The sequence below is a fragment of the Rhizobium moroccans genome (assembly GCF_057559155.1).
Genome location: NZ_JBHFJG010000051.1, coordinates 128,485 through 140,644, shown reverse-complemented (window position 1 = coordinate 140,644; position 12,160 = coordinate 128,485). Strand labels below are relative to the sequence as shown.

General features: G+C 60.0%; 12 protein-coding genes. 5 read left to right on the top strand and 7 right to left on the bottom strand.

The genetic code is table 11. From position 1 onward, the window contains the following. Nucleotides 1–36: 36 nt before the first annotated feature. Together ACE04I_RS25250 and ACE04I_RS25245 are read right to left on the bottom strand one after the other, a co-directional pair. A complete protein-coding gene (locus ACE04I_RS25250) occupies nt 37–837 on the bottom strand; it encodes an SDR family NAD(P)-dependent oxidoreductase (RefSeq protein WP_046796986.1) in 801 nt (266 codons plus the stop codon). An 11-nt stretch (nt 838–848) separates the two neighbouring features. Then, entirely contained in the window at nt 849–2,018 is a 1,170-nt protein-coding gene (locus ACE04I_RS25245; protein ID WP_487207732.1) for a zinc-dependent alcohol dehydrogenase, read from the bottom strand. A gap of 236 nt (nt 2,019–2,254) precedes the next feature. Here ACE04I_RS25245 and ACE04I_RS25240 point away from each other — a divergent pair, with 236 nt between their 5' ends. Continuing rightward, nucleotides 2,255–2,467 (top strand): hypothetical protein, encoded by a 213-nt coding sequence (locus tag ACE04I_RS25240; RefSeq protein WP_487207731.1) that lies wholly within the window; start codon nt 2,255–2,257, stop codon nt 2,465–2,467. 335 nt (nt 2,468–2,802) lie between these two features. Here the strand turns inward: ACE04I_RS25240 and ACE04I_RS25235 are convergent, their stop codons facing one another. After that, complete coding sequence (locus ACE04I_RS25235; RefSeq protein ID WP_245282212.1) at nt 2,803–3,375, bottom strand: TetR/AcrR family transcriptional regulator; 573 nt, start codon at nt 3,373–3,375, stop codon at nt 2,803–2,805. Nucleotides 3,376–3,526: 151 nt separating this feature from the next. Between ACE04I_RS25235 and ACE04I_RS25230 the strand changes: the two genes are divergently transcribed. Then, nucleotides 3,527–3,949, top strand: a complete 423-nt coding sequence (locus tag ACE04I_RS25230; RefSeq protein WP_046797335.1) for a DUF6463 family protein — start codon at nt 3,527–3,529, stop codon at nt 3,947–3,949. A 291-nt stretch (nt 3,950–4,240) separates the two neighbouring features. On the opposite strand, the gene ACE04I_RS25225 is transcribed toward ACE04I_RS25230, so the two are convergent. The 3 genes from ACE04I_RS25225 to ACE04I_RS25215 form a co-directional block, all read right to left on the bottom strand. Beyond that, nucleotides 4,241–4,987, bottom strand: a complete 747-nt coding sequence (locus ACE04I_RS25225; protein WP_046797336.1) for a DUF899 family protein — start codon at nt 4,985–4,987, stop codon at nt 4,241–4,243. A 63-nt stretch (nt 4,988–5,050) separates the two neighbouring features. Beyond that, a complete protein-coding gene (locus ACE04I_RS25220) occupies nt 5,051–6,268 on the bottom strand; it encodes an MFS transporter (protein WP_046797337.1) in 1,218 nt (405 codons plus the stop codon). 479 nt (nt 6,269–6,747) lie between these two features. Further along, complete coding sequence (locus tag ACE04I_RS25215) at nt 6,748–7,500, bottom strand: SDR family oxidoreductase (protein ID WP_487207730.1); 753 nt, start codon at nt 7,498–7,500, stop codon at nt 6,748–6,750. 97 nt (nt 7,501–7,597) lie between these two features. Here ACE04I_RS25215 and ACE04I_RS25210 point away from each other — a divergent pair, with 97 nt between their 5' ends. Then, the gene (locus tag ACE04I_RS25210) at nt 7,598–8,497 is read left to right on the top strand and encodes an AraC family transcriptional regulator (RefSeq protein ID WP_487207729.1); all 900 of its coding nucleotides are present in this window, start codon (nt 7,598–7,600) and stop codon (nt 8,495–8,497) included. Between the two features lie 327 nt (nt 8,498–8,824). After that, a complete protein-coding gene (locus ACE04I_RS25205) occupies nt 8,825–9,610 on the top strand; it encodes a TIM barrel protein (protein WP_487207728.1) in 786 nt (261 codons plus the stop codon). A gap of 65 nt (nt 9,611–9,675) precedes the next feature. Here ACE04I_RS25205 and ACE04I_RS25200 read toward each other — a convergent pair whose 3' ends face one another. Beyond that, a complete protein-coding gene (locus ACE04I_RS25200; protein ID WP_487207727.1) occupies nt 9,676–10,500 on the bottom strand; it encodes a bifunctional allantoicase/(S)-ureidoglycine aminohydrolase in 825 nt (274 codons plus the stop codon). A gap of 313 nt (nt 10,501–10,813) precedes the next feature. On the opposite strand from ACE04I_RS25200, the gene ACE04I_RS25195 reads away from it, so the two are divergent. After that, entirely contained in the window at nt 10,814–12,109 is a 1,296-nt protein-coding gene (locus ACE04I_RS25195; protein ID WP_046797342.1) for an NCS2 family permease, read from the top strand. Nucleotides 12,110–12,160 lie beyond the last annotated feature (51 nt).

Sequence of the window (12,160 nt, the reverse complement as noted above, 5' to 3'; positions counted from 1 at the left end):
TTTGCTATCGGGCTTCTGCCTCAGAGTTCCCCGCTGTCAATCCTTTGCCGACCCCGGCTCCGCTATCTTGCGATTCTGCTTGGCAAGCATGCTGGCCGGCGTGATATTGGCAGCGGCCGACATCAACTTGTTCTTCCAGCCCGCAACAACATCGCCTTCGCCGTCCATCATGGCCTCGTAGCCGATCTTCGCCACGAAGGCAGGATCATCCTTTTTCACCTGGCCGAGCTTCGTATCCATCAGGTCGGCGCGCTCGAAGAATTCGGTGTCTGTTGCGCCGGGCATCAGGCAGGTGACCGTCACACCGGTATCCTTCAATTCCTCGCGCAGAGCCAGGGAGAAGGAGTTGATGAAGGCTTTCGTGCTGTTGTAGACTGCCTGGAACGTACCGGGCGTGAAGCCGGCGATTGAGCCGGTGAAAAGGATACGGCCCCGGCCTTGCGCCCGCATGCGGTTTCCGATGTCGTGAACGAGGGCCAGCGCACCGCTGATATTGGTATCGACGACCCGTTGCATGGCATAGATGTCTTCGTCGAGAAAGCCGCTGCCGAGGCCCCGGCCCGCATTGGCCATCAGAAGGTCGACCGGCCGGCCGAGCGCGGAGATGCCCGCCACGAAACGGCGCACGCCATCCCGGGTGGAAAGATCCACCTGCATGGCTTCGACCTCCACGCCGAACTCCCTGAGCTTCATTGCCGCTTCCTGAATCCGCGGCTCGTCGGCTGCGATCGCAAGGTCGTAGCCATCCTGCGCGGCGCATTTGGCCAATTCGTAGCCGATACCGGTTGATGCCCCGGTGACGACCGCAAGGCCCTTGCTTGATTCAACGGGGTTCATGGTCTTCTCCTCTACGGTTTCATGACGACCTTAATGCAGCCGTCCTGCTTGTCGCGGAAGGTCTTGTAGAGGTCGGGGCCTTCTTCCAACGTCGCGCGGTGCGTGATGACGAAGGACGGGTCGATCTCGCCTCTCTCGATGCGCCCCATGAGGGTCGGCAGATAATGCTGCACCGGCGTCTGGGCCATCCGGAACGTCAGGCCGCGATTGATGGCCGAGCCCATTGGAACCTTGTCAAGGAACCCGCCATAGACGCCGACGATGGAGACGGTGCCGAAGTTGCGGCAGCAATGGATCGCTTGGCGCAGAACATGTGGTCGGTCGGTGCCCATGAAAGTGGCGACCTTGATCCGGTCCCAGCGCGAATCCCAACTCGCCGAAGCATTCGCTTCCGTGCCGACCGCATCGATACAGGCGTCCGCGCCGCGGCCATGGGTCAACTCCATGATCCGATCGTAGATATCCTCTTCCAGGAAATCCAAGGTCAATGCACCTGCCGAGGCTGCGAGCGCCAGCCGTTCCGGCACCGTGTCGATCGCAAGCACCCGCTCGGCCCCAAGCAGGAAGGCGGAACGGATTGCCATCTGGCCGACGGGGCCGCAGCCCCAGACGGCGATCGTATCTCCTGGCTGGATATCGCAGAACTCGGCGGCCATGTAGCCGGTCGGAAAGATGTCGGAGAGAAAGAGTACCTGTTCGTCCGAAAGCCCCTCCGGAACCTTAATGGGCCCGACATCCGCATAGGGAACGCGCAGATACTCTGCCTGACCGCCGCTGTAGCCGCCAAGCAGATGCGAATATCCGAACAGGCCGGCGGGCGAATTGCCCCAAAGCTTCGTGACCTTACTGCGGTCGGGATTGGAACGCTCGCAACCCGAATAGAATCCGCGCCGGCAGAAGAAGCATTCGCCGCAGGAAATGGTGAACGGCACCACCACCCGGTCGCCCACCTTCAGCTTCGCATTGTCCGTGCCGACTTCGACGACCTCTCCCATGGTCTCATGGCCCATGATGTCGCCGCTATGCATGTCGGGCATCACGCCGTCGTAGAGATGCAGGTCGGAACCGCAGATGGCACAGGCGGTCACCTTGATAATGGCATCCCTGCCATCCTGGATCTTCGGATCCGGAACGCTCTCGCAACGGATGTCGTGCTTGCCGTGCCAGGTGAGTGCTTTCATCGGAAGGTCCTCTTAATCGAGCGCCCCGAAGCCAAGATGGCTGTCTGGTTCCGCAGGCCCGGCCTCAACTGTCGCTTCGACGCGGGGACGTACCGGATACGCCGCTGGGGCGATGGCCACCCACAAACAAGGCTTCCCCAGCATAGTTCCAGACAGCTCCTCAAAAACAAGGCCGGGTGTTCATGTGAAATCCGGATGCCGGTGATTTCTAATGTTATCAAGAACTCGCTGATGTAATGTCGGGCATGACCGAGCGCCCGAGAAAACCACCCTTCCAAGCCGCTGCTCAACGAAACCGATCTGCCGCTCCTGAAGCCCGAGGCGCCGCATGGTCCTTCGACAACGATCCGGATGAAATGTTCCGCGATGCCTGCCAGTCGGGCCTGGAAGGCATCATCGCCAAGCACCGGGACCCCCGTATCGATCCGGACAAACCGGCGACTGGCTGAAGATCAAATGTGCCCTCAACGACAGCTTCACGGTCGTCGGCTACGAGCCATCCACGAAAGTGTCGGTCGCGGTCGCAAGCCTTCTCCTGGCAACGTTCAAAGACGTTGGCATAAGCAGAAAGGCTTAAGCACAGGCTTGAGGCCAAGCTTATGTCTAACGAGTATCGACGCGTCGAAGTGATCACGGGTGACCGGCACTGCCTGGATGGTGCTTCACCGCCTCAGCTCCGTGGATCTAGACGAGGCCCTCATCAGGGGGAAGCCAAGATCCGTCGCTTCCGACCGTGAGGGACGCGCCATGGATATTCGTCTTCCATAAACATCCGTCATCATTGTCATTTTGCGGCATCCAACGCGAGGTCAACGATGCGCCTGAATACGTCATCCTCGGCTAGGACGGGATTGTAGCGGCGGGCGGCAAAAACTCCGAGCAGCGCCAGGTAGATGCCCTTGGAGAGCAATTCGGCATCTGTCGCATCGAGTCCCATAAGCGAAAGCTCGCTCACCAGATAACCGATACGCCGCGCTTCGACAGCGCGCACTTTAGCCGCAGCGACAGGGTCAAGCACCGCCCACGCACTAAACGCCCCCTCGGCGTGCGCTACGTCCACACCATTGTTGCTTGCGTTCAGTACTTCTTCGGCAAGAGCATGCAAACGTGCGCGCGGAGTGGGCAGGGGAGCGACGGTGGCGATCAGTTGGTCCGTAAAATCCCTCTCCCATCGGTCAAGCAGGGCGGAAAGCAGATCTGATCGATCCGAAAAATGCCAGTAGAAGGATCCCTTGCTGACCTTCAGTCGTTTCGCGAGACGCTCCACTCGGACGGCATCTATGCCGCCTTCGGAGAGGGCCGCTAGGCCGGCTAGAACCCAGTCGTCGCGGGTCAGGTCTTGCGTGTTTCTATTCAAATACCTCTCTCCGGTGAGCGAACGCCGAGACATCTTTCCATCCATACGTTCGCGTATGGACTTTGGAAAGGCGTTAAGCTACGTACGCTACCGTATGGATCACTTCAATTAACGTCGCTTGCGCGGCCTTAAACAGCGAGGATCGGAAATTATGATCAGGTGGAGCGGAATCGCGATGGTGGTGGTCGGCATTTTGCACATGATCGTGCTGGGTATCGACGCTGTAGGGGAGATCCCTGGCTGGGTGAGGTTTGAGCTTTGGACGGCAGAGCACTGGCGACCGCTCCGCGCTCAGGCGCCCGAGCTACTGGTGAGCAATGCCGCCTTCTGGTCGACGATCGGCAGCTTTGCTGTGCCACTCATTATGCTTGGCGCTGTGGTGATCTGGCTGGACAAAAGGCAGATTTTCCTCCCCGCATTCCTGGGTTGGTCGCTGCTGGTTTGGATGGTCACCGCGTCCCTAATAATCGAGGTGAGCGGCTTTCCGCTAGGTATTCCCATAGCGATCTGTCTTATTCTCGGTGTTAAGCAGCAACGAGCCGTGCCTCACTTGCGTGACGTCCGTCGCGCGTAGCTCAATTTTCCTGAGAGAGTAATTCAGTAAAACATTTGGAAGGGTGGCTGCATTACCGGAGGCCGTGTTGCAGGACTTTACGGCGTTCTGGCCCAGCGTCTCCTGCTGGCGCTGTTGTCGGCAGCGGGAACATTTTTTTTCACGACGTCCTCCACGCACGAGGTTCCCTTTCAAGTGGCGCCACTTCCACTTGCCTTCGTGTCCACAGCAAGGCCGTGAGTGGATACGATTTTTTTCAGTTGTGACGCTCGCCCCAGACGAAACGAACCTCACAAGCCAAGCTGGCGCCGTTCAGTGCCTAGCTGCTCCCAAATCGTCGGAATGTCCCTCCTTCAAGCGACGCCATTGAGAGATGGGGCGGCCATCACGTCGAAACGGATGGTTGGTTTTGCCCCAGTGCTGTGGCCAGCCGGCTGGCGAGTCTTCCCAGTCCTCTTGCCGTCCATAGACCGTCAGGTCGAGCAGGCGGTAGCTGTTATCCATCGCCTCGACGCCACGACGGGTGGTCCAATAGGTCTCGAACACGTCAGACCCGCGCCTCAAATAGCAAACGAGGTACATCAATCCGATACGGCGGCCGACGAGCAGCGTATCGAGTGAGTCCTGGGCCGAGTACCAAGGCATCTTCCAACCCATGAAGTCGCGGTATCGGGCGCTCTCCTCATAAGACCCTTGGCTGAAGGTGGCGTAAGTGACGTCGCGGGAATGTATATGGGAGAGTTCGTGCACCTGCGTCGTGAAGAAAGTGCAACCCTCGCATTGCTCGGGTGTCGGCTTGCCTTCGAACCACATGTGATAATAGGCGATGAGCATCTGGCGCCCCTCGAACGCGTCCAACAGCGTCACCGGCCCACCTTCGCCTACGAGCGGAGTGGCGCCATCGACCTTTATCATCGGCAGCTGCCGGCGGGCCGCTGCGATTGCGTCACCCTCTCTGGTATGTGCCTTCTCGCGAATGCGCAATGCGTCCAACTTTGCCTGAAACGTCGCTTGATCGACGACTTCGGGTGCTGCAGAGTTTACTTTGTCATCAGACATGATCGTCTCCTGTTGTTTGATGGATGGCGCTCGAGTTGGTGTGTTGGGCGTTGGCGCCTGCGCTCACTCGGCAGGGGCCAATGCCGAAGCAGGCGTCTGCGAAACCACATCGGGGGCCCGTTGCGTGACAATCAGGATGGCTGCAAGCAGAGCACAGGTGGCGGTCACATAGAGCGGCGCGCTTGTCCCAAAGCTGTCGACAGCGATCCCACCGACGATGGCACCTAGGGTAATGCCGAACTGAATGACGGCCAGAAAGAGCCCACCCACACCCTCGAGCTGATCGGGCGCGGCACGACCCATCCACGTCTGGGTCATCACCGGTCCCGCGCCTATGGCGACGCCCCAGGCAGCGGCGAAGGCAAGCACCGCGACGTAGCTGTTGCTAAGGGTCGACAGGCCTATCGTGGCGATCCCCAGCACCAGGAACGTGGTGGCGAAGCCATCGCGAAGCACACGGTCGGCGAACACGCCGGCGATTGCGCTGCCGAGCAGACTGGCGAGACCGAGCACCAATAGAACGGGAGCGATCGAAGTCGCATCGAGCCCCCCCTCGCTTTCGAGGTAGGGCCGCATGAAGGTGAAGCCGCACACTTCTCCGCCAAAGAACAGAAGTCCAACGACCAATCCCACCCGCACGTGCCGCCGCTTCAGCAAGCCGAACAGGCTCGAAAGGCTGGTTGCACCCGTCGCCGGCACGCTCGGCAAGCAGATGATCTGTAGTAGCAACGCGAGCAAACCGGCCCCGGCTGCGGCCATGAACGCTACTCGCCAGCCGAATGCTTCTCCGATGAGGGTACTGGCCGCCGGCGCAATGACTAGGCCTGCGGAAAGGCCCATGAATACGATAGACATGCCCTTACCCATGTCTTCGATGGAGACAAGCCGGACCACGGTCGCACCAGCCAGGGCAAAGAAGCCGCCAATAGCGATACCGAGCAGCGTACGGGCGGCAAGCAGCACAAGATAATCTGCCGTGAGCGCTACTGCGATGTTGGAGGCAACCACCAAGGCACAGAGCATGAGGTTGATCAGCTTGCGGTCCAGCCGACCGATGATGAGTGCCACCGTGGGAGCTGCGATGCCGGCAAAGACCGCCGTAAGGGTCACCGCCTGACCGGCGGCACCTTCCGTAACGCCTAGATCAGCAGCCATAGGCGTAAGTACCGCCATAGGCAGCAATTCGCTGCTGATCAGAGCAAAGCTTCCGAAGGTAAGCGAGACGACGGAAAGCCAGGTCGATACAGACCAGGCGCTGCTCTTGGGGATCGGTTCAGACATCTTGTCCTCCTAGTTCGACGTTCGTGGCAGTTGCACAAGGCTAACGCCGGCGCGACATCGAGCGAGAGTGACAAATGTGTCGGGATTTAACCGACCCATGTGAGAGCCGGTCGTCCGCGATCAAGCTTCACTTAGTTGAGGCAGAGTTTGCCCCAGGCGGTTGTACGCTCATTTTTGGTCGTTCACCCACTTTCCCTGGAATGCCTGCAAGCGGCCAGTCTGCTCAGTGCTCAGTGAAGTCAGCACTGGGGTGGGAAATGGACTGGCCAGTTTTGGGTGGCCAAGCCCGGAAAGCTGCCCTTCACCTAGTGACCGAACTTCGGCAGCTCTGCGCTCAAATACGAATATCGCATCCCAAAAAGCGTCAACCCTTCGACGGTCCCAAGGGGAACGAGCCATTCGCCAGGCGGCGGCGCATTCCCTTTGCTTCATTGGCCAAAGCGGCAATGGTGTCACCACTTTGGCTACCGCAGGTCCGGTTACAAACCTGCCTCGGCCATCCAAAGCTCTGCGTCCGCACCACCGGGAATACGCAGTGGGGCAGATGGGTCGGTGGCAGCTCGCCAAACCGCCTCTGCCACGTCAGGCGCATGGGTCACGGGACCTGTGTCTTCCTGCACACTCTTTACGAATTGCTGGAGAAGCGGGACGTAGTCCGGATCGTCCATGCCACGCAGATGCGGACGAGCATTGGCGCCAAAGCTCGTTTCCGGCGCACGGCCCGGCAGAACGATATGGACGCGCACACCAAATGGCTCCATTTCCACCGCCAATGACTCGGTGAAGGCGTTTACCGCGGCCTTGCTCGCGCGGTAGACCCCAACGACCGGCAATGTCTTGACCGTCACCGTGGAAGTGACGTTGATGATGACCCCAGCCCGGCGTCGTCGCATTTGCGGCACTACAGCCTGAACCATCGCGAGTGTTCCGATCGTATTCGTCTGAAACAGCGCCTGGACCGTTTCTGGTGCTGTCAGTTCGACCGGAGATGGAGCACCGAAGCCGGCATTGTTGACCAGAACGTCGATGCGGCCTGCTGCCTCCACTGCCCGCACGATGCTTGTCGAATCGGTGACGTCGAGCGCAAGCACGCACAGGCGCCCGGAGGCCGGCAGCAAATCTTCGTTGGGTGTTCGCATCGTCGCGATCACGTCCCAACCCCTTTCGAGGAACAGTTTTGCGGTTTCCAGACCGAATCCGGACGAGCAACCGGTGATCAATATCGTAGGCATAGACATCTCCATACAAAAGAAACGATCCTATCGTAATGACCAGACAAAGGACTTAATATAAGCTATAGTCCGCATTTCTTTAGCGTTAGTCCAGATAATGACCGTCGATCCTCTTGCCGAATTCGTCACTCTACTACAGCCTGCCGCCCGCTTCTCGAAGCTGGTGGAATGTGCAGGCTCGTGGCGAATTCATCGTGAAGCGACAGGCGAACCATTCTATTGTGCGATCTTAGAGGGGAGTTGTCGCGTCACGTTTGACGACCATCAATCATTCATCCTTCAGGCCGGCGACTTTGTACTCGCGCCAGCGATGCGGAACCTGGTCAACGAGAGCATCGATGCGCCGGCCGATCTGTCAGCCATGATCCCGACACAGGTTGGCGAAGGGTATTTCCGGGTCGGACGCCGTGACGGTCCTGCCGATCTGCGAATGCGGATCGGCCATTGCAGCTTCGGCGCGCCGGATTCAGCTCTGCTTGTCTCACTGTTGCCGGATGTGGTTCTCGTTCGCGATCGACCCCGGCTTGCCACACTGATGCAGTTGGTCGACGAGGAAACGCGTGAGCAGCGAGCGGCACGCGAGATCGTGCTGGCGAGGCTTCTCGAGGTAGTGTTGATCGAGGCGTTACGATCCGGAACGGAAACCACATCCGCGCCCGGCCTGAGCCGCGGCTTGGATGATGAACGCCTGGCGGCCGCGCTTCATGCGATGCATGCTCGCCCTGAACATCCTTGGACCGTCGCCGATCTTGCTAACGAAGCCGCACTGTCCCGTTCGGCTTTCTTTGCGCGTTTCAACCGCATCGTCGGCCTCCCCCCGATGGAGTATCTGCTGGCTTGGCGCATGGCACTCGCAAAGCAGCTATTGCGGAACAGGAACCTCGCGATCGATCAGGTGGCGGAACGCGTGGGCTATGGGTCGGCAAGCACCTTTAGCGTTGCATTTGTGCGGCATGCCGGAATGCCGCCGGCTCGATATGCACGCACGGTAGGCTAGGAAAGCGATGATGGACATATAGCCAACTGCCAGCGAGGATCACTCAGTTTTGGAATGGCAGGTTTGTGCCAGAAGTGGCCATGGTCGGCTGAGAATCGTACGTTCGCATTTGAGGCGGCCGCGCCGAGAGAAGGCGTCCGGTTCCGGTCCCTGCACTGTCGTACGTTGTACTCGAGCGAACGGCAGGTTTCGGGTGCCGCAGAAACGCTACGAACGGCCGCAATTGGGGTCGGGACCTGCTGTCGAGGGTTTTGAGGCGGCCTCTAGAACTTTCGCGGCAGGGAAAATGTGACAAAGATGCCCGGCACTTTACAATCGAGGTCTGACATGCGTTTTGCCATCAATCACATCGCAGCGCCGAAGCTGACGCTTGACGAATTCTTCGCCACGGCCAATGCGCTCGGCCTCAAGGAGGTGGAGATCCGCAACGATCTCCCCGATATAGTCGGGACGGTGAGGCCTGAGGTCGTGAGGGAAGCGGCCGAAAAGGCGGGCCTCACCATCATTTCCATCAATGCCCTTTATCCGTTCAACGTCTGGTCGGGCGATCTGCCTGGCCGCGCTGTCACCCTTGCCGATTATGCCGCGGCAAGCGGCGCCAAGGCGCTCGTCATGTGCCCTCTGAACGATGGGGCCAAAGTCCCGTTCGACGATCTCGTCGCGGCGTTGAAGGCGATGAGGCCGATCCTGGCCGATCGCGGGTTGACCGGACTTGTGGAGCCGCTCGGTTTTCCGATTTCGTCCCTGCGCACCAAGCGCGAAGCCGTCGAGGCGATCGACGCGGCCGACGGCGGCGATGTCTATAGGCTCGTGCACGACACCTTCCACCATCATCTTGCCGGGGAGGCCGAGTTTTTCCCGGAGCGGACAGGGCTTGTCCATATCTCCGGCGTTACGGATCGGACCCTCACGGCGGAGGAGATGCTCGACGCTCACCGGGTGTTGGTGGACGCTTCGGATCGACTGGAGAACCTATCGCAAATCAGGGCCTTGATCGCCGGGGGCTTCAAAGGCCCGTACAGCTTCGAGCCGTTTGCCACCGAAATTCATGCGCTTGCGAATGCCAAGGCGTCGGTGCGCGACAGCATGGCCTATATCGATGCCTCGGTTTGAGCCGGCGGCAAAGGCCTCGTTGGGGCCTTCGCCTAAAATACATCGCTTCGTCGTGAAGCCTGCCGTTAGCGCGACAGCTTCATGTGGCGGTTGACGTCCTTGTAGAGGAGGTAGCGGAATTTGCCCGGTCCGGCGGCATAGCAGGCCTGCGGGCAAAAGGCGCGCAGCCACATGAAGTCGCCGGCCTGAACCTCCACCCAGTCCTGATTCAGCCGGTAAACCGCCTTGCCTTCCAGGACGTAGAGACCATGCTCCATCACATGGGTTTCCTCGAAGGGGATGACGGCTCCGGGCTCGAAGGTGACGATCGTGACGTGCATGTCGTGACGCAGGTCCAATGGATCGACGAAGCGGGTGGTCGCCCATTTTCCGTCAGTTCCCGGCATCGGCGTCGGTGCGATATCCTGTTCATTGGCGAAGATCGGCTCCGGCACTTCCAGACCTTCGACGAATTCGTAGGATTTGCGGATCCAATGGAAGCGGGCGGCTGCCGAACCACGATTGCGAAGGCGCCAGCCGCTCGAGGGCGGCAGGAACGCAAAGCCGCCGGGGCGCAGCACATGGCTTGCTCCGCCAAGCTCGATCGTCACCTCTCCCTCGAGGACGAAAAGGGCGCCCTCGGCATTGGGATCGACTTCCGGCCGATCGCTGCCGCCTTCCGGGGCGACTTCCATGATGTATTGGGAGAAGGTTTCCGCAAAGCCCGAAAGGGGGCGCGAAAGCACCCAGAGGCGTGTGCCGTTCCAGAAAGGCAGGTAGCTCGTGACGATATCCATCATCACGCCTCTGGGGATGACGGCATAGGCTTCTGTGAAGACCGCGCGGCCGGTCAGAAGCGCCGACTGTTCCGGGTGGCCGCCTGTCGGCGCGAAATAGGTTGACTTGCTCACTTTGCACTCCGCGAAATATGGTACATGATTATCCTTGTCCGGCCGGCAGAAACAGTGCCTGTAAGCAGAACACAGCGGCGAGGTATTCGCTTGCAAATATCTTTCTTGGCACTTTCCGCTCCTCAAAAGCAAATCGGATCGTCCGGAAATAGCTGCAAAAATTTGAAAGTCTTTTGCGTTTTTGCGGAGAAATCCCGCACTAGCGGCGCGCGCAACAACAAAGCACAATTCCCCGCCTTGATCCCGCGTCTGGAGGAGATGCAGGGCTATTGCTGTTTGGCGGCGTCGGGGATGCTCGCCTAGGGAGGGAAATGTGTTCGAACGGTTTTTCAAATTGAGTGAGCACGGCACGTCCGTGCGCACTGAACTGGTCGCGGGCGTGACGACGTTCCTGACGATGTCCTACATCATCTTCGTCAACCCGGACATCCTGTCGACGACGGGGATGGACCGCGATGCGATCTTCGTCGCGACCTGTCTTGCCGCGGCACTCGGTTCCATCGTGATGGCGCTGGTCGCCAACTGGCCGATCGGCATGGCGCCCGGCATGGGGCTCAACGCCTTCTTCGCCTTCACCGTCGTTGCCGCTCTCGGCTTCACCTGGCAGCAGGCACTCGGCGCCGTCTTCATTTCCGGTGTGATCTTCCTGATCCTGACGGTGACGGGCGTGCGAAGCTGGCTGATCGCCGGCATCCCGCATTCGCTAAGAAGCGCGATCGCCGCCGGTATCGGCCTTTATCTTGGCATCATCGCGCTGAGGAATGCCGGCGTCGTCGTCGACAATCCAGCGACGCTAATCGGCCTTGGCGATCTCACGCAGACCGGCCCGCTGCTCTCCATGTTTGGCTTCTTCGTGATCGCGGTGCTCGATTCGCTGAGGGTCCGCGGCTCGATCCTGATCGGCATCCTGGCAGTCACCGTGCTTTCGATGCTGCTCGGCGTCAGTGAATTCAAGGGCATCGTCTCGGCGCCGCCGAGCATCGCGCCGACCTTCATGCAGCTCGATATCATGGGCGCGTTGCATGGTGGCCTCATCCACGTCATCCTCGTCTTCGTACTCGTCGAGGTCTTCGACGCGACCGGCACGCTGATCGGCGTCGCCAAGCGTGCGAAACTGGTGCAGGAAGGCAAGCCCAGCCGCCTCGGCCGCGCGCTTCTGGCCGACAGCACGGCCATCGTCGCCGGCTCGCTCATCGGCACGAGCAGCACCACGGCCTATATCGAAAGCGCCTCCGGCGTTCAGGCGGGCGGCCGCACGGGCTTGACCGCGCTGACCGTCAGCGCTCTCTTCCTGGCGGCACTCTTCTTCTCGCCGCTTGCCGCAGCGGTTCCTTCCTACGCGACAGCACCGGCTCTTCTCTATGTCGCCGGCCTGATGATGCGCGAGCTGACGGAAGTCGACTGGGACGATCTGACGGAAGCCGCACCGGCGGCGCTCACCGCGCTTGCCATGCCGTTCACCTCCTCCATCGCCAATGGTCTGGCCTTCGGCTTCGTCAGCTATGTCGTCCTGAAGGTCTGCACGGGCAAATGGAACATCATCCATCCGGCCACGCAGATCGTCGCTGTGCTGTTCATCATCCGCTTTGCCTTCTTCTCGCACGGTTGAGGGTCGACTGAGCGACCTGTTCTGTTGATCCCAAGCGAAATCGGGCGGGGG

Bases quoted from the DNA above. Each gene is read 5' to 3' on its own strand.
- ACE04I_RS25250 (WP_046796986.1), bottom strand. From the start codon at position 837: ATGAACCCCGTTGAATCAAGCAAGGGCCTTGCGGTCGTCACCGGGGCA.
- ACE04I_RS25245 (WP_487207732.1), bottom strand. From the start codon at position 2,018: ATGAAAGCACTCACCTGGCACGGCAAGCACGACATCCGTTGCGAGAGC.
- ACE04I_RS25240 (WP_487207731.1), top strand. From the start codon at position 2,255: ATGTCGGGCATGACCGAGCGCCCGAGAAAACCACCCTTCCAAGCCGCT.
- ACE04I_RS25230 (WP_046797335.1), top strand. From the start codon at position 3,527: ATGATCAGGTGGAGCGGAATCGCGATGGTGGTGGTCGGCATTTTGCAC.
- ACE04I_RS25225 (WP_046797336.1), bottom strand. From the start codon at position 4,987: ATGTCTGATGACAAAGTAAACTCTGCAGCACCCGAAGTCGTCGATCAA.
- ACE04I_RS25220 (WP_046797337.1), bottom strand. From the start codon at position 6,268: ATGTCTGAACCGATCCCCAAGAGCAGCGCCTGGTCTGTATCGACCTGG.
- ACE04I_RS25215 (WP_487207730.1), bottom strand. From the start codon at position 7,500: ATGCCTACGATATTGATCACCGGTTGCTCGTCCGGATTCGGTCTGGAA.
- ACE04I_RS25210 (WP_487207729.1), top strand. From the start codon at position 7,598: ATGACCGTCGATCCTCTTGCCGAATTCGTCACTCTACTACAGCCTGCC.
- ACE04I_RS25205 (WP_487207728.1), top strand. From the start codon at position 8,825: ATGCGTTTTGCCATCAATCACATCGCAGCGCCGAAGCTGACGCTTGAC.